At 41.8% G+C, this 20,929-nt stretch carries 22 protein-coding genes and 10 tRNA genes; 7 read left to right on the forward strand and 25 right to left on the reverse strand.

Going from position 1 to position 20,929, the window contains the following annotated elements; all coding sequences use genetic code 11:
- Positions 1-11 precede the first annotated feature (11 nt).
- Together J2S05_RS18635 and J2S05_RS18640 are read left to right on the forward strand one after the other, a co-directional pair.
- On the forward strand, positions 12-1,682 hold the full coding sequence (locus tag J2S05_RS18635) for a DEAD/DEAH box helicase (RefSeq protein ID WP_306985513.1): 1,671 nt from the start codon (positions 12-14) through the stop codon (positions 1,680-1,682).
- The gene (locus J2S05_RS18640; RefSeq protein WP_306985515.1) at positions 1,660-2,487 is read left to right on the forward strand and encodes a YqhG family protein; all 828 of its coding nucleotides are present in this window, start codon (positions 1,660-1,662) and stop codon (positions 2,485-2,487) included. Before J2S05_RS18635 ends, J2S05_RS18640 begins: the two co-directional genes overlap by 23 nt.
- 27 nt (positions 2,488-2,514) lie before the next feature.
- On the opposite strand, the gene J2S05_RS18645 is transcribed toward J2S05_RS18640, so the two are convergent.
- The gene (locus J2S05_RS18645) at positions 2,515-2,694 is read right to left on the reverse strand and encodes a DUF2759 domain-containing protein (RefSeq protein WP_306985516.1); all 180 of its coding nucleotides are present in this window, start codon (positions 2,692-2,694) and stop codon (positions 2,515-2,517) included.
- A 115-nt stretch (positions 2,695-2,809) separates the two neighbouring features.
- Here J2S05_RS18645 and J2S05_RS18650 point away from each other — a divergent pair, with 115 nt between their 5' ends.
- Entirely contained in the window at positions 2,810-3,445 is a 636-nt protein-coding gene (locus tag J2S05_RS18650) for an MBL fold metallo-hydrolase (protein WP_306985518.1), read from the forward strand.
- Between the two features lie 42 nt (positions 3,446-3,487).
- Here the strand turns inward: J2S05_RS18650 and J2S05_RS18655 are convergent, their stop codons facing one another.
- The 18 genes from J2S05_RS18655 to comGA all read right to left on the reverse strand — a co-directional run bounded on the left by J2S05_RS18655 (position 3,488) and on the right by comGA (position 9,447).
- Complete coding sequence (locus J2S05_RS18655) at positions 3,488-3,733, reverse strand: DUF2626 family protein (protein WP_306985520.1); 246 nt, start codon at positions 3,731-3,733, stop codon at positions 3,488-3,490.
- Positions 3,734-3,885: 152 nt separating this feature from the next.
- A complete protein-coding gene (locus tag J2S05_RS18660; protein WP_306985522.1) occupies positions 3,886-4,065 on the reverse strand; it encodes a YqzE family protein in 180 nt (59 codons plus the stop codon).
- Between the two features lie 58 nt (positions 4,066-4,123).
- Positions 4,124-4,495: a competence type IV pilus minor pilin ComGG gene (gene comGG, locus J2S05_RS18665; RefSeq protein ID WP_306985524.1), complete on the reverse strand. Its 372-nt coding sequence runs from the start codon at positions 4,493-4,495 to the stop codon at positions 4,124-4,126.
- The gene (locus J2S05_RS18670) at positions 4,495-4,830 is read right to left on the reverse strand and encodes a ComGF family competence protein (protein WP_306985526.1); all 336 of its coding nucleotides are present in this window, start codon (positions 4,828-4,830) and stop codon (positions 4,495-4,497) included. Before J2S05_RS18670 ends, comGG begins: the two co-directional genes overlap by 1 nt.
- Before the next feature lie 85 nt (positions 4,831-4,915).
- A complete protein-coding gene (locus J2S05_RS18675) occupies positions 4,916-5,233 on the reverse strand; it encodes a prepilin-type N-terminal cleavage/methylation domain-containing protein (protein WP_306985557.1) in 318 nt (105 codons plus the stop codon).
- Positions 5,220-5,654 carry a competence type IV pilus minor pilin ComGD gene (comGD, locus tag J2S05_RS20495; RefSeq protein WP_370873661.1) on the reverse strand — a complete coding sequence of 145 codons (435 nt, stop codon included), beginning with the start codon at positions 5,652-5,654 and terminating at the stop codon, positions 5,220-5,222. The genes J2S05_RS18675 and comGD overlap by 14 nt, the downstream gene beginning before the upstream one ends.
- On the reverse strand, positions 5,651-5,917 hold the full coding sequence (comGC, locus tag J2S05_RS18680; RefSeq protein WP_370873662.1) for a competence type IV pilus major pilin ComGC: 267 nt from the start codon (positions 5,915-5,917) through the stop codon (positions 5,651-5,653). The genes comGD and comGC overlap by 4 nt, the downstream gene beginning before the upstream one ends.
- A gap of 262 nt (positions 5,918-6,179) precedes the next feature.
- Positions 6,180-6,261, reverse strand: a tRNA-Leu gene (locus tag J2S05_RS18685).
- A gap of 25 nt (positions 6,262-6,286) precedes the next feature.
- Positions 6,287-6,377: transfer RNA gene (locus J2S05_RS18690), tRNA-Ser, on the reverse strand.
- Between the two features lie 41 nt (positions 6,378-6,418).
- Positions 6,419-6,492, reverse strand: a tRNA-Ile gene (locus J2S05_RS18695).
- Positions 6,493-6,504: 12 nt separating this feature from the next.
- Positions 6,505-6,575: transfer RNA gene (locus J2S05_RS18700), tRNA-Gly, on the reverse strand.
- A 55-nt stretch (positions 6,576-6,630) separates the two neighbouring features.
- Positions 6,631-6,702: transfer RNA gene (locus J2S05_RS18705), tRNA-Gly, on the reverse strand.
- A gap of 4 nt (positions 6,703-6,706) precedes the next feature.
- A tRNA-Gln gene (locus J2S05_RS18710) sits at positions 6,707-6,781 on the reverse strand.
- 23 nt (positions 6,782-6,804) lie between these two features.
- A tRNA-Met gene (locus J2S05_RS18715) sits at positions 6,805-6,878 on the reverse strand.
- A 155-nt stretch (positions 6,879-7,033) separates the two neighbouring features.
- Positions 7,034-7,126 (reverse strand) — tRNA-Ser (locus J2S05_RS18720).
- Positions 7,127-7,144: 18 nt separating this feature from the next.
- A tRNA-Ala gene (locus J2S05_RS18725) sits at positions 7,145-7,217 on the reverse strand.
- 152 nt (positions 7,218-7,369) lie between these two features.
- Positions 7,370-8,416, reverse strand: a complete 1,047-nt coding sequence (gene comGB, locus J2S05_RS18730; RefSeq protein WP_306985529.1) for a competence type IV pilus assembly protein ComGB — start codon at positions 8,414-8,416, stop codon at positions 7,370-7,372.
- Positions 8,407-9,447 carry a competence type IV pilus ATPase ComGA gene (gene comGA / locus J2S05_RS18735; RefSeq protein WP_306985531.1) on the reverse strand — a complete coding sequence of 347 codons (1,041 nt, stop codon included), beginning with the start codon at positions 9,445-9,447 and terminating at the stop codon, positions 8,407-8,409. The genes comGB and comGA overlap by 10 nt, the downstream gene beginning before the upstream one ends.
- 71 nt (positions 9,448-9,518) lie before the next feature.
- Between comGA and J2S05_RS18740 the strand changes: the two genes are divergently transcribed.
- Positions 9,519-9,589, forward strand: a tRNA-Gln gene (locus J2S05_RS18740).
- Between the two features lie 41 nt (positions 9,590-9,630).
- On the opposite strand, the gene J2S05_RS18745 is transcribed toward J2S05_RS18740, so the two are convergent.
- Positions 9,631-9,915 (reverse strand): HNH endonuclease, encoded by a 285-nt coding sequence (locus tag J2S05_RS18745; protein WP_306985533.1) that lies wholly within the window; start codon positions 9,913-9,915, stop codon positions 9,631-9,633.
- A 170-nt stretch (positions 9,916-10,085) separates the two neighbouring features.
- On the opposite strand from J2S05_RS18745, the gene J2S05_RS18750 reads away from it, so the two are divergent.
- Positions 10,086-12,428: an ATP-dependent helicase gene (locus tag J2S05_RS18750; protein WP_306985535.1), complete on the forward strand. Its 2,343-nt coding sequence runs from the start codon at positions 10,086-10,088 to the stop codon at positions 12,426-12,428.
- Positions 12,425-13,066, forward strand: a complete 642-nt coding sequence (locus J2S05_RS18755) for an HD domain-containing protein (protein ID WP_306985537.1) — start codon at positions 12,425-12,427, stop codon at positions 13,064-13,066. Before J2S05_RS18750 ends, J2S05_RS18755 begins: the two co-directional genes overlap by 4 nt.
- Before the next feature lie 48 nt (positions 13,067-13,114).
- On the opposite strand, the gene J2S05_RS18760 is transcribed toward J2S05_RS18755, so the two are convergent.
- Together J2S05_RS18760 and J2S05_RS18765 are read right to left on the reverse strand one after the other, a co-directional pair.
- Positions 13,115-14,260: a glycerate kinase gene (locus tag J2S05_RS18760; protein WP_306985539.1), complete on the reverse strand. Its 1,146-nt coding sequence runs from the start codon at positions 14,258-14,260 to the stop codon at positions 13,115-13,117.
- Between the two features lie 34 nt (positions 14,261-14,294).
- Entirely contained in the window at positions 14,295-14,954 is a 660-nt protein-coding gene (locus tag J2S05_RS18765) for a GntR family transcriptional regulator (RefSeq protein ID WP_306985541.1), read from the reverse strand.
- Positions 14,955-15,152: 198 nt separating this feature from the next.
- Here J2S05_RS18765 and J2S05_RS18770 point away from each other — a divergent pair, with 198 nt between their 5' ends.
- The gene (locus J2S05_RS18770) at positions 15,153-16,211 is read left to right on the forward strand and encodes a tartrate dehydrogenase (protein WP_306985559.1); all 1,059 of its coding nucleotides are present in this window, start codon (positions 15,153-15,155) and stop codon (positions 16,209-16,211) included.
- 43 nt (positions 16,212-16,254) lie between these two features.
- On the opposite strand, the gene J2S05_RS18775 is transcribed toward J2S05_RS18770, so the two are convergent.
- The 3 genes from J2S05_RS18775 to J2S05_RS18785 form a co-directional block, all read right to left on the reverse strand.
- Positions 16,255-17,661: an alanine/glycine:cation symporter family protein gene (locus tag J2S05_RS18775; RefSeq protein ID WP_306985543.1), complete on the reverse strand. Its 1,407-nt coding sequence runs from the start codon at positions 17,659-17,661 to the stop codon at positions 16,255-16,257.
- Positions 17,662-17,789: 128 nt separating this feature from the next.
- Positions 17,790-18,890 (reverse strand): glycosyltransferase family 2 protein, encoded by a 1,101-nt coding sequence (locus tag J2S05_RS18780; RefSeq protein WP_306985545.1) that lies wholly within the window; start codon positions 18,888-18,890, stop codon positions 17,790-17,792.
- A gap of 110 nt (positions 18,891-19,000) precedes the next feature.
- A partial coding sequence (locus tag J2S05_RS18785; protein WP_442320003.1) for a BclA C-terminal domain-containing protein occupies positions 19,001-20,929 on the reverse strand: 1,929 nt, incomplete at its 5' end.

Below are 20,929 nucleotides of genomic sequence, written 5' to 3' on the forward strand. Positions count from 1 at the left end.
CTGAGCAAATAGTGACTGTACCAATACATTTTCAAGATACATGGCACACAGATTTTCTTCAACGGCTAGAATCAGATGGACCTTGGTCGAGCTGGGAAAATTACTGTTTAGCATACGAAGCCGAGCAACACCAACGCGTATCCGACTTTCATGGTTTATTGGCACCCGCCCATTTGCCACAATTGGAACCTTTTCCACATCAATTAGAAGTAGCTAAAACCGTAATCGAAGAGATGAATGGAAAAGCCATCCTAGCAGATGAAGTTGGACTTGGCAAAACCATTGAAGCCGGACTGATCTTAAAAGAATACATGATTCGTGGTTTAGCCAAGAAGGTTCTCATTCTAGTCCCTGCCTCACTAGTCTCTCAATGGGCGGTTGAATTAAATAGCAAATTTTATATTCCTGCCATCCCACAAAAGAAATCCTATGTTTGGGAGCAGTGTGATGTGGTGGTTGCTTCGATTGACACAGCTAAACGTCAGCCCCATCGAGACATTGTGCTTGCCCAGTCCTATGACCTTATCATTATTGATGAAGCGCATAAGTTAAAAAACCCAAACACAAAAAACTATGAATTCATCCGTAGCCTCAAAAAGAAATTCTGTTTACTTCTTACCGCTACACCCGTTCAAAATAAACTAGAAGAAATCTTTAATCTTGTCTCTCTATTAAAACCTGGACATTTAGGCGATCTAACAAGTTTTGAGAAAGAATTCCGCTCCAATGGTCGATCTCCACGAAATGACGAGAAGCTTCGTGCTCTTGTTAATAAAGTAATGGTGCGAAATCGTAGAGAGGAGACGGGCATCAAATGGACCAAACGGATTGTCGAGACGGTTCCTATTACCTTTAGTCCAGATGAAAGAGCTCTTTATGATGCCATATCATCCTTTGGCACCAACCATTTTGCCCTTCTAACACTAAAACGAGAGATTTGTTCTAGTAGAGAAGCCACATTTATGACGTTAAAAAATATCATAGAAAAAGCAGAAGAAGAGGGCCGAGACAGTCAAGCAGCGATCGCTTTACTTGAACAGGCAGCCAAGGTTGAACACCATGCAAAAGCGGAAAAAGCATTAGAGTTAATTAAGAGCATCGATGGCAAAGTGATTATTTTCACAGAATACCGAGCAACCCAATTGTATCTTCAGTGGTTTCTTAAGCAGAACGGAATCACATCTGTCCCATTTAGAGGTGGCTTCAAGCGTGGCAAAAAAGATTGGATGAGAGAATTATTTAAAAATCATGCTCAAGTGCTTATTGCAACGGAAGCTGGCGGTGAAGGAATCAATTTGCAATTCTGTAGTCACATCATTAACTATGACCTTCCGTGGAACCCGATGAGGATTGAGCAGCGAATTGGTCGGATCCATCGTCTTGGCCAATTACAAGATGTTCGAATCTATAATTTTGCTGTTCAAGATACTGTAGAACAGAAGATCTTGGAACTCCTTTACGACAAAATCAATCTCTTCGAGAAAGTAATTGGTCAACTGGACGAAATCTTAACGCGTATTCAATTACCGAACGTTGATGATTATGTGAAAGATGTTCTACTCCATTCAGATTCCGATGGAGAGGTCCAACTTAAGCTGTCTCATTTAGCTGACATTATGAACGATGCGGCTGAATCCCAATCTGATGAGGAGGATATGAATGAATCAATCCGAAGTTCATAATTATGTTGAACGTTTTTTTGCTGCGAACGACTGTCCAGCTATACAAAAAGATCCAGGTTATTTTACCGTTCAATTGTCTGTTGAAATGGATAAACTACTAATGAATCGACCGTTTTACTGGCATTACCTAGAGAAAACAGGGGGTGTTCCTAACCCCATGCCCATGACACTTATTACTGATCATACAAAGGCTCCTGAGGATATTAGAGGTGAACAAATTCACTTTGGGTCACCAAGACTGCATCAGTTTTTCGAATCAACCAAGTCTTTAGGTTCATTTATCCGGATGTATGAGGAAACGACAACCTCCGCTCAACAGTCTATCCCTTTACAACCTTGGCTTAACGTGAATGCAAAAGTATCGTTTCAATGTGACCGGAAAAAAGATGTACTTTTATCATTAGGCTTAAACCTTATTCACGGGCAAATCGTGAGTGGTTTCCATTCGTTGATAACGAACATTCCTCTTACGCCTAAACTACCAGATTATTGTTTTACGCTTGCTTCACTTATTAAACCAGGAAGTGGACTCGTACGCCTTCAAAAAATGATTCAGACCTTCGCCAAAAATGAACCGGATGATTGGGCGGTAACGGCTCGTGAAAGATGGAGTCAAGACGCAGAATTACTTGAGAGCTTTTACGAGGAATACGATGAAAAACCAGAAAGCTATGAATTAGAAAAACAGGCCTTACAGGAACAATATGAACCTCATATTAATGTTGAAATGATTAATGGAGGTATTTTCTATTTGCAAAAGCAGGTTTTCACAGAAACAAATGGACTTCCAACCTATCAAGCATAGGTTAGAAGTCCATTTTGTTATAAGTGCTTATGGTGCACCTTCACCCGTTGTAATTAATGAATACAATGTCATGACGGAGAAGAAACCGAAGACAAGAACGGTGACAACTGAAAAACCAACGGCAAACAAGTTCATTCTCTTCATTTCACGAATTCCACCAATGACTGCCAATATGGTGATAAGTAAGAAAACAATAGATAAAAACAATCGAACCCCTCCTTCTACTCTATTCACTAGGTTCTATAGATAGTGAATGTTTTGATCATGTCCTAAAAAAACGGTATGATAAAGCGAAGATATCATTTTTTTAAGGAGGATCACTATGTCTTGGACACAAATACCATTAGGACCTATTCAAACAAATGCTTATGTTCTAACAAATCCAGAAGGTGAAGCTTTAATTTTTGATCCAGGTGGCGATGCTGACGTACTAATTGCGTGGATTGAAGAGAACAAATTAAATCCAACAGCGATCCTGTTAACGCATGCTCACTTTGATCATATTGGCGCAGTAGATGAGGTTCGCGAAGCCTTCTCTATCCCTGTATATCTTCACAAACAGGAAGAAAACTGGTTAGGTGACCCAGAACTCAATCGTTCAACTGCTTTTTTAGGACGAACAAAAGTGACGGCAAAACCAGCCGAACACATTTTCACAAAAGAACAAAGCTTACAAATCGGCTCATTCACGTGTGAAGTTTTTGAAACACCAGGACACTCTCCTGGAAGTGTATCCTTCTACTTTAAAGAAGAAAACATTGTCTTCTCAGGAGACGCCTTGTTTGCAGGCAGTGTTGGTCGAACTGACTTACCTGGTGGAAACCACCAACAGCTCATATCAAGCATTAATTCAAAATTAATGGAATTGCCTGAAGAGACTATTGTGGCTTGCGGTCATGGACCAACAACAACGATTTCAGCTGAAATGGATAGCAATCCGTTTCTAAACGCCTTATAGCTTGTCTTAAAAACCGGTTCTGCTTTTGAAGCAGACCGGTTTTTAATGTCCACCAAAGCTTGGTACAAGTACAAATGTTGAATAAAACGTAAAGCCGACAAAAAAGATAGTACAATACGCGCCAAATATGTAGATATACACCCGCTCAGATAAATACAAATAACTTAAAGCAAGCAGGATCGCTGTTTGTGCAAAGAAAAGCAGAGCCATGCTATGCATATCCCCAGCAAAAAACAATACAGCAAATATTCCCGTCCAAAAAGCGAGCACACGATACATCCGTTCCATATGCTGTGCCTCCTTCAATTAATGTATGCGATTACTAATGATTGCTCTTATATTATATACCCTAATTTTAATGTTTGTAAATGCTTTCGCCGCTTCTCTTATGCTAATTTGGAAGCGGCGTCATTTAAATAATCATTTTTTTGTTACTCTTACTACCTTTTTCGTTTTAAAAACCAGCTAATCGCCATCGGTATAACGCCAAAGGCCCGAAAAGAAAGCGAGGCTTTATCCGATCTTTTTTGCTTTCTTTCTTCTTTTCTCATTGTTGTGGGTTTATCCAATTGAATGACAGCTTGTTGCGTAATGAACTTCACCAAATCTTGTAATGACATCCACAGCACGTCCCTAAAACATTTTCCTCTTAGTATGCCCCGATCCCTTATCATTAAATCAAATCATATCTTGAAAATGAATCAACTGATCTGTTGGTACATGTACTCGAATCCTAGCCTGACGCATATGAGTATCACCAACTCGTGCCCGGATATCAACAGAAAAAACCTCATCCGATTGCTTTTTAGAGGTAAGAACAACGGAGCCTACCTCATACACCTTCTCTTCTATTCCTTCCGTTTTCTCCGATTGATCTAGGAAATCTGTAATCGCCATTTGTACCAAATTATCTAGCTGTAATAATTTTTCTTGCTCATAGACATATCTTTTTTCCACTTCATATAATTCAACGGCATACAGACAGGACAAAGTTATGATAGCCACAATAAGAAGGGTTAATGGATAGGCAAAACCATTTTGCTTAGTCATTATAAATTCTCCATCTTTTGATACATGCTACTCATAACACGCTCGTTCGAAAGTCCGTTTTGCATTTCTGTATAACAAGTTAACAAACCTTCTAATTCAGAGCAGGAAAACGACTCTACTGAATCGAGCATAGGTACATATCCTCTATTTCCTACAAATCTCCGTATAGACCCTGAAATTAATTCATATCGAATTTCTTCATCATTTTTTAGTAAATAGACTCGCTTATCTTCCGTAATCATTACTTCTGCTTCACGTACATCAACAGCTAGTTGATTGGAGAAAATATTTAATTCAATCTTAGAATAGTACCCAAAAAAGGGTGACCACATCATTGCTTTTAATGCAAGAGGAACTAGACTAACAATGAGTAACGTCACGCTAAAAGCGATGAGCGACTCAAGAAGGGTGTACCCTTGTTTATTTCTTAGCGTAGAGACAACTTTGATTATCGCGAGAATTCGCTCCTTTCCAGGTCAAACAAAATCGTTTAGAACCATCCTGGAGGTCATCTGTTTCTAGATTATAGGATGACTGTTCTAATTCAGGCAGTGGTTGTCCATGAATATAAGTAAGCACATGGCCTTCAAGTAACAGCAAAGCCTCTTCATGCTGCTTAATAGCTACTCTTTCCTGGTGAATTCCGATAAATATAGGGAGAACAAATATGGTTGCCATCGAAAGCAGCAAAAGCGCCAGCATCACTTCTAGTAAGGTGAAACCTCTAGATTTCAGAATAACGAATCCTCCCTTTTCCTAAATGAATGACGTATAGAAACTCTCTATTATGCGTCCGAAGGAGAACAGTACCTGAATATCTAGGATTTCCATTCTTATTAAAAGAAACGAAGTTCCCTGTAAGTGTCCTGGGCCAAATACTCATATCGCTTGTGGCGTAAGATCGATGCATATAACTGGACCCGTTTAATAGTCGAATGTGATACGAATTAGATGAAGTTCGCAAGCTCACCATTTCACCTCTAGACATTGCTGCGTGCTGAGCAATCATATAATCTTGTTTTAATTGCCAAGCAATGTAGTTAGCTTCGTGTCGTTCGCGGATGTTCTGAAAACCAAGTAATGGGAGAAGTGTAAGGATTGAAAGAAGGGAAAGCGTTATGAGGGTTTCAATAAGCGTATAACCACGCTCATGCTTCAAGAGGGTTTGATTACGATCAATTCATTATTCAGCTCCAACGTCTCACCCCCTGGGCAAGTGCCTTTATCAGCATACTTACCATCAATCAGGTCAGCGATTGAGCTTGGTGGATTACCTTCTTCAAGTTCATAAACTGAGACTTGTGCTTGTAAAAGCTTGATTGTGGCATCACACCCCTTTTCACCTGCTACTTCATTATTTTTTGTCATGTTGGGGATGGCAATTAAAAGGAGAATGGAGATAATCATTAACACAACTAACATTTCAACAAGTGTAAATCCTCGCTTACAACGTAGGTACTTTCTCAAATGGACCCTCTCCTTTTTGAAATGGAGGGATTCGGGGCATAGTAGAGGCTATCGGGGAGAAACTGTACTTTACACGTCGTCCTCCTTTCAATGGGAATACCTCTTTATTAGACAACATCTTCTAAAAACCCTGCTTTTTCTAAAAAATAATTCTACATTATATTTTCAACACAAAAAAACATGACTCTGTTGTACACAGAGTCATGTTTTTGTTTGATGCGGGTGAAGGGACTTGAACCCCCACGTCATAAGACACTAGATCCTAAATCTAGCGCGTCTGCCAATTCCGCCACACCCGCATATGCAATTGCTTACCTTCAAAAATGGCGGAGAAGGAGGGATTTGAACCCTCGCGCCGCTTACACGACCTACACCCTTAGCAGGGGCGCCCCTTCAGCCACTTGGGTACTTCTCCAAGAATAAAAAGCATAGCTCTTTTCTTTTTGAAGAGTATGATGGGCCTGAGTGGACTCGAACCACCGACCTCACGCTTATCAGGCGTGCGCTCTAACCAGCTGAGCTACAGGCCCATACTCTATAAAAGCGGGTGATGAGAATCGAACTCACATCATCAGCTTGGAAGGCTGAGGTTTTACCACTAAACTACACCCGCATGGTAAAAAAGATAGTGCATTATTTCTTTTGCTCTAATGAAATAGAAAAGCAAAAGCGGAAGACGAGATTCGAACTCGCGACCCCCACCTTGGCAAGGTGATGTTCTACCACTGAACTACTTCCGCAAAATGGCTGGGCTACCTGGGATCGAACCAGGGAATGACGGAATCAAAATCCGTTGCCTTACCGCTTGGCTATAGCCCAACTGTAAAAAAGAAAAAAGGTAATTGCGGGGGGAGGATTTGAACCTCCGACCTTCGGGTTATGAGCCCGACGAGCTACCAGACTGCTCCACCCCGCGACGTTATAAAGTTAAAGATGATGCTTTTTCATAGAAGAATATTTCTTCCTCTACAAGCTTATGCTTCGCAGTGTATCCGTCGAAACAACTCGTAGTTTTACACGATGAGGATGCTTGTTGCTCCACCCCGCGACGTTATAAAGTTAAAGAAAAAATGGAGGAGGAAGAGGGATTCGAACCCCCGCGCGGTTTGACCCGCCTGTCGGTTTTCAAGACCGATCCCTTCAGCCAGACTTGGGTATTCCTCCGAGTAAAAAGTATATAAGTGGAGCCTAGCGGGATCGAACCGCTGACCTCCTGCGTGCAAGGCAGGCGCTCTCCCAGCTGAGCTAAGGCCCCTCGGGTACTTACTGTTTTGCTATGTAAGCTGTCGTTGTTTTGAATAACTATCAGCGACGTTTAATAATATAACACAGGATCTCAAAATTAAGCAAGGGTTTTTCGAAAAAAAGTTTTTGTGGGAGAAAAAAAGTTTTTTCCTCCCACTTATATTACCTCAAAGCACCTATCATTTCAAACATTGGAAGCATAACAGATAAAAAAACGATAAAAATAAATCCTCCCATTCCTACAAAGAAGATTGGTTGCAACAATGTTAACATCTTTTTTAATGCATCCTCCAACTCAGTAAATAAAATGTGGCTATAATTCTGCAAATCTGATGCCATAAATCCTGTGCGATTCCCGTTTTCCACAACAAATGCGAGATCCTTAGAAAAGTAATGGCGGTTTGACAACATTTGATTAAATGATTCACCCTGTTCAAGTTCTGCTTTCATCAACATGGCTTCATGCTGAAAAAAAGGAAGGTGTGATTGTTTCTCAAAAATACTTAATGCATTCTGTATGGACATACCCGCTTCGAGAAGACGGCCAAATTGAAGTGAAAAATAATACGTTACTATTCTTCGTGTGAATCCAGCAAGAAATTTAATTCTAAGAAGTTTATTTATTTTAACATGGGCTGATAGTGGTTTGATTCGGATGCGATAATACAAGTATAAGCTTGTTACGAAAATGATAAGGGATACAGCTAAGAGTGGCAGATTTTCGAGGAAACCAAAGAAAAATGCAGTTAATGCTGGGGGGTCACTATCCATCGACACAAAAAGCTTTTGAAAGTGAGGAACAATAAATTGCTGTACGATAATAAGCACCATCACTCCAGCCCAGCCGAGTACTAAAGGATACCTAAGGAGCTTCTGAATCTCACTTTTTGTTTTTTCCCTCCCTTCAAAAACAATGCCTGCCTGAATAAGCCCTTCCGCTACCTCACCCTGTTCTTCATAAAAATAAATGAAAGAAAGAATATCAGCAGGAAGATTTAGATGTTCAAACGCTTCATGAATCCGTATACCATTCTGTAGATCAATTTGAACATTTTTTAATTGTTCTTGATCATGCTCGTTCACATGTAATGCGACAAAAGATAGGGCTGCTTCCATTGGATAACCTTGTTGAAGTAAGCGACCTATCCGAATCAATCGTTTAGCTAGCTCTAGTTTCTTTGTTTTTCTTGTGAAAAGGATCAGTCCCACTCCTCCATTCTTTTCATAACTTGCTCTGATACATAGCCTAATGCCCATGCTTTTCTAGCTGTTTGTTTTAGCTGATAATACACGGGTCTCTTACTAGAATATACGGCAGACTTTAGTGCTACACCTTCCATGTATTCATAAATCGCTTGTTGCTGATCAAAGCACGTACGAACCAACCGTTGTGCAAAAATGATTCTACACACCTCCGCCAGCTCAACCTTAGACAAGCCATATTCCTGAAATCGCAAAATAGCTTGAAAAGCATCGGTCGTATGAATACTCGCTAATACTAAATGACCCGTCAAGGATGCTCGAACCGCCAAAGCCGCTGTTTCTTGATCACGGATTTCACCTACAAGGATGACATCGGGATCATGTCGGAGAATAGAGCGGAGCCCTGATTCAAATGTTAAACCTGCGCGGTGATTCACTTCTAACTGAACAGCATAGTCTAACGAACGCTCCACAGGATCCTCGATTGAAATCACAGATCGAGTTTGATCGCATAAAATTTCTTCAGCCAATGCATATAATGTTGTCGTTTTTCCTGAGCTGGTTGGACCACAAATGAGTACGAGCCCATTTTGTAGATGAGACATTTCTTGAAGCTTAGATGATTGGGTGTGAATGAGGGGCAGTTCTTGTAGGGACTTTCGTTTTTTTTGTGGGAGCAGCCGTATGGCTAAGCTTTCCATATTTTGAGCGGGCAAAGTGGATAATCGTAGGGAATAGAGGCCCTGTTTCGTTTGAACGGTCATCGCCGTACTTTGAGGCTTGCGTCTTTCACCTATATCCATACCAGACATGTACTTAAAATGACTAATTAATCGCTCTGCAACGTGATGAGTCATTCTCCTTTGTTCATTCATCTGGCCAAGAATACGGTATTGAATCGAGCAATTTTCTTTTTGAGGAACAAAATGGATATCCGTTACCTGTTTGTGAATGGCATCTTCAATTAAACGGCTACTTTCTACATCAATTTCGTACAATAATCCACCTTCTTTCCATAACAGACTATTTTCTACCATTCGACAGCCCCAGTATTTTTTCCTGCACGCATAAAAAAATATCATCAGGACATACTTTTTTTATAAACAAATGGGCTATAGCCAAGTGGTAAGGCAACGGACTTTGACTTCGTTATCGTTGGTTCGAATCCAGCTAGCCCAGTATCAACACAGACGAGTACACCTGATGAGGGCTGTGCTCGTCTATTTTGATTTTCTTGTCTTGGGAATGGTTTGTGACGGTTGTTTGCGTATCCATTTGATAAACCGCCGAATGGCCTCGTCCCTTTGAAGCTGCTCAATGCTTGATAACCTTAATGCCAATTCAGCATTACTATAGAGGGCATGAATTTGCTTATGACAAGGAATACAGAGCATAGCCTTCTCTAGATGAGCTCCTCCTTTCTGCCTCGGAATAAGATGATGAACGGTTCTCTCCACTTCTTCACGCAAACATAGTTCGCATTGTCCTCTATTCAACCCTTTCATAATAAGCTTCCTCTCTCTCTTAATTTTTTCCCTATGGCTTAGTGTGCATGGAACATAAAAGCCGTATCCTTTATTTAAGAAATAAACCTCCCCTTTCTTCTGTAAATTTGCTACGATTAATAGTATCTTTTTAAAGTGTTAGAGTGATTGTCGCAAAGGATGTTATCTATATGCAAATCGCATTTTATCAACATAAATTAACAAATTTAACTGTCGTAGACCGAAGTGAGTGGCAGCGAATCTATCAAGCTTGCAAGCGCGGGGAAGTTACCTGTGCACATTGTCAGGAGCCCGTACGTATGCAAATGAGTATCCAACAGGCTCCTTTCTTTGAGCATCCAAGATCCCTGTTTGATTGTGCTAAACAGGTAGAGCAGCTTGAACAAGCAAAGGCTCCAAAGGAGAAACCTCAACCTGAATCCGCAGGGACAAGTGTTGGTGGATTTGTTCTCCCAAAGGGTCGCTCGATCGAATCTCAGGCATCAACAGAACCCGTTCTTTCTTGGAAGGAGCCCGAACAAATTCGTGCTTTTCCAGAATTCATTCGTACACCTGCTCCTGCTGCAGAAGATACTAATGCATACCGGGGGTTGCTTGAGCAATCTGGGATCATTCTAGATTCCTCTCAGTGGCGAGCTGTCACAAAAACAGAAGGTCCTCTTTTGTTAGTGGCTGGGGCCGGCAGTGGCAAGACTCGAGTCTTAACGAGCCGTGCGGCATATATGCTCGTAAATGAAGGAATCCCTCCACAGGAAATGATTCTTGTTACCTTCACAGCAAAGGCTGCAAAAGAAATGAAGGAACGCATGAAAATCTATCCAGGCATTGACAAACGTACCTTACAGAAATTAATGATTGGGACGTTCCATAGTATCTTTTACAAAATGTTGATTCATCATGAACCTGAAACCTGGGATAGCCGTTTTTTGCTTAAAGAGTGGCAACGATCGCAGATGTTAAAAGAAGCTGGTCGTGAAATGGATTTAGAAGAGAAAGAGTTCGCTTATGACCAAGCACTTACACAAATCAGCTGGTGGAAAAACCACTTAATCACACCCAAGGATGTGAAGCCTGCTGATATTTGGGAGGAACGTTGCGCATATCTGTATCGGCGTTATGAAGAGATTAGAATAAGTCGTTCTGCTTTTGACTTTGATGATATGCTGACTGGCTGTTACGAGCTGTTACTAAGCAATCCAGTATTACTTGAACGGTACCAAAAACGATTCTCTTATGTGTCCGTTGATGAATTCCAGGATATCAACAAAATTCAATTCAAACTGATTCAACTTCTCTGTGAGCCTCAACGTAATCTATGTGTGGTAGGAGATGACGACCAGTCTATTTATGCGTTCCGTGGCAGTGACCCTGATTATTTACGCTCCTTCTCATCTTTGTATCCAGAAGGGCAAACAATTATCCTTAATCAAAATTATCGTTCGTCGCATCCAATCGTATCCGTTGCTAACAATGTAGTGACAAGTAACAAGCAGAGAGTTAGCAAACAGCTTCAGGCCCAATCTACGTCTGATACGGTCCCTTTTCTCTTTTTCCCTTATGATGAAGAAGAGGAAGCAACAATGATTGTAACGGATATAAAGGAGCGCATTGAGAATGGCGCCACTCCCTCAGATTTCGCCATCTTGTATCGAACCAACGTTCACTCTATGGCGCTTTTTGAGAGGCTTATTCAATCAAGCATCCCTTTTGTAGTTGAGCAGGACGGAGACTCTTTTTACAAACGAAAAGTTGTTAGGAAAGCTCTTTCGTATCTACGAATTAGTCAGCATCCCGATGACACAGAGGCAATGACCGATCTCATTGGTGCCTTATTCTTAAAACAAGAAAGACTAACAGACATTAAAAGAATGAGCATCTTACATGATTGCTCCTTATTAGAAGCATTAAAGCATCTCGATGGTTTGAAACCCTTTCAGCTTAAAAAGCTGGAGGAGCTGCCAAATCATTGCAAAGAGATTCGTACAGCCTCACCTGAGACCGCCCTTGGTATGATTGAAAAGGAGCTTGGTTTCAAAGACTATCTAAAGAAACAAGGTAATGAAGGAAATAAAATGGATAAAGGCAGCGATGATCTCGCACGTCTCAAAGTCTCGGCAAGACAACACAACACCATCGAATCTTTTTTACAGCATGTAAATCATATTATTGCGAAGCAGGATGAAAAAAAGAAGCAACCCATTGAATCCAATGCTGTGCAACTCATGACTATCCATCGTTCAAAAGGACTGGAATTTAAAACGGTGTATATACTTGGCGCGGTTGAAGGATCCATGCCTCATGACTATGCATTAGAAGCTTGGCGAGATGGCGATGATCAGCCTCTTGAAGAGGAAAGAAGACTCATGTATGTTGCCATGACACGTGCTGAACAACACCTAGCAATCTCTGTACCTATGATGTATCGTGGCAAACGTGCTCAACGGTCCCGTTTCGTCCGAGAAATGAGTAGAAGAACAGCTCCACTTACACGAAACGAGGTGACGACTAGATGAATGAATCGATCATTAAGTTAACTGAACAATGGGTCCAGGAACAGCTATCTCATGATACAACAGGTCATGATTGGTACCATATAAAAAGGGTCACGACATTAGCGAAGCACCTTTCAATTGATGCAGAAGTAAATATGAATGTGATTATTCTTGCCTGCCTTATGCATGATTTAGCAGACGACAAAGTAGTAGAGAGTGAAGAAGCTGGCCTTGCTTCCATCACAAATTGGCTTGAGGATCATGACGTTTCACCTGAAGATACCAAACACATCCTTTCAATTATTACTACAATGTCCTTTAAAGCAGGTAAGGGTGACCCCATGCGGACCTTAGAAGGACAGATCGTTCAGGACGCAGATCGCCTTGATGCACTCGGTGCCATTGGAATCGCCAGAACCTTTACATACTCCGGTCACAAAAAACAATCTATGTACGATCCTACACTCCGTGTTCGTGAAAACATGAGTATTGAGGAATACCGTCACGGGCAGTCTAGTGCTATTCAACATTTTTACGAAAAACTGCTTAAGCTTCCAGAACGAATGAATACGACTCAAGGTAGGGTATTAGCAGATCAAAGAGCTGAGTACATGAGAACTTTTCTTGAACAATTTTACTCAGAATGGTCTTTCGAATAAAAAAAGCCAGAACCCCTTTTAATAAGGGATTCTGGCTTTTTAAATACACTATTCTTTGTTACCAAGCTTCCAAGTCACAGCGATATTACGAGCTAACTCTTCAAGATATACCAGTCCATTAGTCATGGCGTCTTCGAGTGGGACAGCTCCCGGTACAAGAGAATATGCAGCATCAATGCCATGCTTAAAAATGACTTGATATTCTTTACCAAGCTGCCCTGCAACCGCAATAACGGGTACTCCTGTTTTTTTCGCTGCTTTAGCTACACCAATCGGCGTCTTCCCAAAGATGGATTGATGATCGAGTCTTCCCTCACCTGTTATGACAAGATCTGCACCCTTTACTTTTGTTTCAAAATCCGTCAGTTCCAGGACCAAAGTTATACCAGATGCTAACCGCGGATTAAGAAAGGCTAAGAGACCAGCACCTAGTCCTCCAGCTGCTCCTGCTCCAGGCGTATGACAAATATCGATCCCTAACTGCCTTTCTACAACAGCTGCATAGTGCGTAAGACCACGCTCTAGCTTCTCTCGTATTTCAGGTGTAGTTGCTCCTTTTTGCGGACCATAAATAGCCGTAGCTCCATTTTCACCAAGTAAAGGGTTGTCCACATCTGAAGCAACTTCAATGGACGCAGCAGATAAAAGCGGGTGCAACCGTTCCGTTTTAATGGTTGCTAACGTATGTAGGGAGCCTCCTCCATATTCAAGATCTTGACCATTGGAATCAAGCAATCTTATGCCCAAAGCTTGTGCCATACCAGCTCCCCCATCATTGGTTGAGCTTCCTCCTAAACCAAGGATAATTCGTTTGGCTCCCTCTTTTAGAGCATCCGCAATTAACTCTCCCGTACCATATGTCGTTGTGATTAGAGGATTTCGTTGATCTAATGGAACATGATGAAGACCAGATGCAGAGGCCATTTCAATAACAGCAACGCCCTCTTCTTTTGATAAAGCATAAACAGCTTCAACAGGTGTTCCTAAAGGTCCCGTTACGGTTACATGCCTAAGTTCACCTCGCAGTGCTTCAGCTAATGATTCAACGGTGCCTTCTCCTCCATCAGCCATAGGAATTTTTATATAGTCAGCCTCTGGGAAAACCTCTTTAAACCCTTTTTCTATTGCTGTTGCAGCTTCCATAGCTGAAAAACTTTCCTTAAAAGAATCGGGAGCAATAACAATTTTTTTCATCAAGAAACATCCTCTCTCTTTTTTTTTACTTAGGCTAATTCAAAATGGTTAACAGATGCTCTAAATCGCTTTGCAAATGATTAAACATCGCTTCTGACGCTCTTTGAGAATCTCGATCCTTCACAAATGTATAGACAATTTCATGCTGCGATAGAATTGCCTTTGCCCGGTCTAAACCTGTAAAATTGTAGACTCGAAATAGATAAATGATTGAATGTAAATCCTCTATTTGTTTTTGAAGTCGAGTGTTTTGACAATATGTAAAAAGCTTTTGATGAAACGTTTCATTGAGTTTAATGATATATTCTGCAGGCTCTTCCTTTTCTATTGCAACAGCTGTATCTAAAAGTAATTGCTCAAGATTCTCAAACTGAGAATCACTCCCGAGTTCAGCCGTTAACGCTACAGCAAATGGCTCAAGCGCCTGACGACATTGATAAATTTCTCTTACATCCTTTTGTGTCGGCTGATAGACACGAACCTTAGATTTATCATCTACATACAACAACCCTTCTCGTTCTAGCACACGGATCGCTTCTCTAACCGGACTTTTACTAACATTAAAGGACTTAGCTAGTTGCGTTTCATTGATTCGATCGCCTGGCTTGAATTCACCTGAAAAGATCATCTTTTTAATTGAATGATAAAATTGTTCATAATAAGGAATTGGTTTTTGTAATGAATGGTCTGGCAACTGTATCAATTCCCTCCTAAAATAAGATAACGCTTTCTTGAAAGTTTCTTGGATATCATGTAACCTAGAATTGCACCTATTGTTTACTATACAATCATACCCAATCAAAGAAACATGTACAAGAATCTGACGAAATGAATTGTTTTTGTAACAAACAGTCGACTGTCGACTAAAATTCGTAAAGAGGAGTGAGTCATGATGAAAAAATTGAACATAGCCTCCATTCCAGGGGATGGAGTTGGACATGAGGTCGTTCCATCTGGGGAACAGGTCTTAAAAACAATTGCTGATATCCATGGTGGTCTTGCATTTGAATTTACCTCATTTCCTTGGAGCTGCAACTATTATCTTGAGCATGGTTCAATGATGCCTGAGAATGGGCTCGATCAGCTGAAACCTTTTGATGCCATCTTTTTAGGAGCAGTCGGTGACCTTAACCTTGTGCCTGACCATATCTCATTGTGGGGACTACTCATAAAAATTCGTCGAGAGTTTGAACAATCCATTAATATGCGCCCAGCTAAGTTATTAAAAGGAGTAACATCCCCTTTAGCCAATCCAAAAGATTTTGACTTATTAGTTGTCAGAGAAAATAGTGAAGGTGAATATAGTTCGATAGGAGGAAAAATCCATCAAGGTGAAGATGAAGTGGCTATACAAAATGCCGTATTCTCTCGTAAAGCGACCGAACGTGCGATGCGTTTTGCATTTGAATTAGCAGGAAAACGCCGTCAACACGTTACCAGCGCAACTAAATCAAATGGCATTGTTTACTCGATGCCATTCTGGGATGATGTCTTTAAAGAGGTTTCAACGGATTATCCTTCGATCCAAACAGACTCTCAGCATATTGATGCGCTCGCTGCCTTTTTTGTAACGCAACCAGAACGGTTTGATGTAATTGTTGCAAGTAATTTATTTGGTGATATTCTAACAGATGTCGGAGCTGCAATTATGGGAAGTATCGGTATTGCCCCGGCTGCAAATATTAATGTGAACGGCAAGTATCCTTCCATGTTTGAGCCCGTTCACGGCTCTGCTCCAGACATTGTTGGAAAAGGTTTAGCTAATCCAATCGGTCAAATATGGACAGCCAAAATGATGCTTGATCATTTTGGAGAGATAGAGCTTGGCGCAAAATTATTAGATGTAATTGAGGAAACAACAACTGCTGGAATCATGACAGCAGACATCGGTGGCAAGCATTCGACTGAAGAGGTAACAAACGAAATCATTCATCGTTTAAAGTCATTGTAAATACTAAAGCCATTCGCTTATATAAGCGAATGGCTTTAAACTTTTATTTATCTGATTCCTTCTCTTCTACCCATGTATCTGCTCCCTTTAAACCAGGGATATTCTTTTGATAGAATACAGGATCTTTTCCTGCTTTTCGTTGCTGTTGATAATCTTTTATAGCAGCAAAAGCCACTTTACTAATGAGAAGAATCACAACAAGGTTTACGGCAGCCGTAACAGCCATAAAGATATCAGCAAGTCCCCAGGCCAAACCAATTTCAATGTAGGAGCCAACTACTATCATTATCATTACAGCTATTCTATATGCCTGAAGCCAAATTGTTCCATTCTTTATAAATTGAATGTTCGACTCTCCATAATAATAATTACCTATTAAAGAACTAAAGGCAAAAAAGAATATAGCAATTGCTACAAATCCAACAGCCCAGCTGCCTAAATGCTCACTTAATGAAGCTTGTGTTAAAGCAACACCATTTTCTGCTCCATTTTTATAGACATCTGATAAAAGAATGGCAAAAGCAGTTGCCGAACAGATAATTATGGTATCAAAGAAAACACCTAATGATTGGACTAATCCCTGTTTTACTGGGTGACTAACATGTGCCGCTGCTGCTGCATGAGGTACACTACCCATACCTGCCTCATTGGAAAATAACCCACGACGAGCACCTTCAACTAACGCACCTATTAATATACCTACACCTGCTTCTCTAAATCCAAAAGCTTCTGTAACAATTAATCCTAATACAGAGGGAACCAATGTGATATTTGTAAAAACAACAAACCCTACGACAGCAACATAGAAAATTGCCATAACAGGAACAATAATCGATGTAATTTTAGAAATACGTTGTACTCCGCCAAAGATAATAACACCAGTTAATAAAGCAACAATTACGCCAACAATTAATGGATTAAATTCAAAAGCTTCACCTAGTGCATTTGCAAGAGTATTCGCCTGAAGTGAGTTAAAAATAAGACCAAATGTAATCGAAATCAGTACTGCAAATAGTACTGCAAGCCACTTTTTACCTAGCGCTGTTTGAATATAATAAGCTGGTCCTCCCCTAAAGTTATCTCCATCCTTCACCTTATAAATTTGAGCAAGCAAACTTTCAATTAATCCAGTCGCCATTCCTATAATAGCGACAACCCACATCCAAAAAACTGCACCAGGCCCGCCGGCTGCAATAGCCATTGCGACACCCGCTATATTTGCTGCTCCTACTCTTGAAGCCGCACTTATAGAAAAAGCTTGGAATGCAGAAACACCGTTCTCCGTTTCAGACTTTTCTGTTATAACCCTAAACATCTCAGGGAACATTCTAAATTGAATAAAGTTTGTTTTTACAGTAAAATATAACCCCACTCCAACTAACAAAATAATTAGTATGTACGTATAAACAAAGCCATTTAATGTATCAATCCATTCGATTATCGAATTCATTTCTCTTCCTCCCTTTACACTGAATTTTCATCATACACCTATACCCATATTCCAAGCAAATGATGTTAAAAATAACCACAAAAAAGAGAACGTTTTTATTCGCTCTCTTAAGTACTACCCTATTTTTTTTACTTCTCTAGACCTAATTCTGATTCCAAAAGCTTTTTATTCGCCAAAATGGTTGTGTCTTTTGGACGGTATTCACGGGCGAGTTCATTTTTTTCGTACGATTTTTGCTTATCACCTGTTCGATAGTAACAAACACAAAGCTGAAGATTCGGATACCAAGTTGAATAGGCGGGATAACTAAAACTCCATTGATTCGGATCCGGTTTTGTATTAGCTGAGAGTTCATACCAAAAAATTGCATCTAGATAAAATTCTCTAGTTTGATAATTATACCCAAGTCTTGAGCAGGCTTCTGGCCTTGGCGTTCTTGTGTACAGAAAAGACTGGAATAGTGCCTTTAATTCTTCTTCTGGTTGTTGAAGAGCGCGATAACAATCCGCTTTTCCAATACACGCATGGAATGTATCTTCAATCCACCCGTCACCTTTTTCTATGTGCAAATTATATTGTTCAATTGACTTTTCATATTTCCCTTTTTCTCTTAGTTCATTTCCATAATAGAAATAGTCCCTAGCTGTAAATTCTTCTCCATCTTCTTCTTTTTGTTGAAAGATGGAGTAAATGACCCCTATATTACTACTGACTTTTTCAGGCGTGTATTCTTTTTTATGTGTAATGGAAATATCAGAATTAATGATGGTCCCAAATACATTAAGGTATTCATGGGCATCGCCACCCCACAAAAAATTCTTTGATCTTTTGACAAGTCGATTCCTTCTATATCTAAGCGCTACATTTCCATCCTCATCAACACCATTATCATAATACATCGAGACAGAATCAACGGATGGATCAAGAGTTTCTTTTAACTTAAGTAGCTTCTCTTGATCTTCCTCAAGAAGCACATCATCAGCATCCAAATAGAGGATATATTCTTTTGTTGCATGTTTAAAGGCTTCATTTCTTGCTGCAGCATAGCTGTTCGTCCATTTATAGAAAAAAACACGATCCGTATACGTACGAGCCAAATCTTCTGTCCCATCCGTTGAACCTGTATCTAAAATATTTATTTCATCTACAATATGCTTAACTGTATCAAGACAACGACCTAATAGCTTTTCTTCATTTTTAACAATCATACATAAACTAATCGTAATCATATTCACTCACTCCATTCTAAAATCTCACCTTCTATCTGTATACTATGAGAATGAAGGCTCTTCGTGAGAAAAAAACAGCCTCTCTAGAAAGAGAAGCTGTTTCCGAATCATTACGATAAACGAACAATATTTAAATTGGCACCTACCCCTGGCTGCAATGTGGCCGCTCCAAGAAGTCCATATAGTTGTACACTCAAAGTAGCTCCTGCTGGTATATCAATAATAAATTGCGTTGTATATAAATTTGTAGTCAAACCTGGCGCAACAACAGAAGGATCCACTTGCACTCCATTTAAAAGAACACGCGAATTGAGCAGTAAAGCGACTGTCGTTCTAATTGTATAGCTCACTTGATATCTGCCGGCTTGAGACACTGTAAAAATTGTACCTGCTCCGTTAGAAGTGATACCAGATAAAAGTTGAAGACTTGGTAATGGGACAAGTGTACCTAATAAAATGACCGCAATAACAGCACCTGCATTATTTCCTGCGTAACCAGAAGTTGCTGTAACGTTAGGTCCCGTCGTTCCAGTGGCACCGGTTGGACCTGTTGGGCCGGTTACTCCCGTTGGACCCGTTGCTCCTGTTGGCCCTGTTGGCCCTGTTGGCCCTGTTGCTCCCGTTGGCCCTGTCGCTCCCGTTGCTCCTGTTGCTCCGGTGGCTCCGGTGGCTCCTGTTGACCCCGTTGCTCCTGTTGGACCGGTTACTCCTGTGGCTCCGGTTACTCCTGTTGGACCTGTCGCTCCCGTTGCTCCCGTTGCTCCTGTTGGACCGGTTACTCCTGTGGCTCCTGTTACTCCCGTTGCTCCGGTGGCTCCTGTTACTCCCGTTACTCCTGTGGCTCCCGTTGGACCTGTCGCTCCCGTTGCTCCGGTTACTCCCGTTGCTCCGGTGGCTCCGGTGGCTCCTGTTACTCCCGTTGCTCCTGTTACTCCCGTTGCTCCTGTTGCTCCGGTTACTCCCGTTACTCCGGTTACTCCCGTTACTCCGGTTGGCCCTGTTGCTCCGGTCGCTCCTGTCGCTCCGGTTACTCCCGTTACTCCGGTGGCTCCGGTGGCTCCTGTTGACCCCGTTGCTCCTGTTGGACCGGTTACTCCTGTGGCTCCGGTTACTCCTGTTGGACCTGTCGCTCCGGTGGCTCCCGTTGCTCCTGTTGGACCGGTTACTCCTGTGGCTCCGGTTACTCCCGTTGGACCTGTCGCTCCGGTTGCTCCGGTTACTCCTGTTGCTCCGGTTACTCCTGTTACTCCCGTTACTCCTGTTGCTCCGGTTACTCCTGTTGCTCCGGTTACTCCCGTTGGACCTGTGGCTCCTGTTACTCCCGTTGCTCCTGTTGCTCCGGTTACTCCTGTTGCTCCGGTCGCTCCCGTTGCCCCTGTCGCTCCCGTTGCTCCTGTTACTCCCGTTGCTCCTGTTGCTCCTGTTGCTCCGGTTACTCCGGTCGCTCCGGTTACTCCTGTTGCTCCTGTTACTCCGGTGGCTCCCGTTGGCCCTGTTGCTCCTGTTGCCCCGGTGGCTCCTGTTACTCCGGTGGCTCCGGTTACTCCTGTTGCTCCTGTTGCTCCTGTTGCTCCTGTTGCTCCTGTTGCTCCTGTTGCTCCTGTTGCTCCTGTCGGACCTGTTACTCCTGTTGCTCCGGTTGCTCCTGTCGCCCCTGTTGCTCCTGTTGCTCCGGTTACTCCTGTCGCTCCGGTTACTCCTGTCGCTCCTGTTACTCCTGTTGCTCCTGTTACTCCGGTGGCTCCTGTTGCTCCTGTTACTCCGGTGGCTCCTGTTGCTCCTGTTACTCCGGTGGCTCCTGTTACTCCGGTGGCTCCTGTTGCCCCGGTTACTCCTGTCGCTCCTGTTGCTCCTGTCGCCCCGGTGGCTCCGGTTACTCCGGTGGCTCCGGTTACTCCTGTTGCTCCTGTTGCTCCTGTCGGACCTGTTACTCCTGTTGCTCCTGTTGCTCCTGTCGCCCCTGTTGCTCCGGTTACTCCTGTCGCTCCGGTTACTCCTGTTGCTCCGGTTACTCCTGTCGCTCCTGTTACTCCGGTGGC

The organism is Alkalicoccobacillus murimartini (genome assembly GCF_030813245.1).
Taxonomy (GTDB): domain Bacteria; phylum Bacillota; class Bacilli; order Bacillales; family Bacillaceae_D; genus Alkalicoccobacillus; species Alkalicoccobacillus murimartini.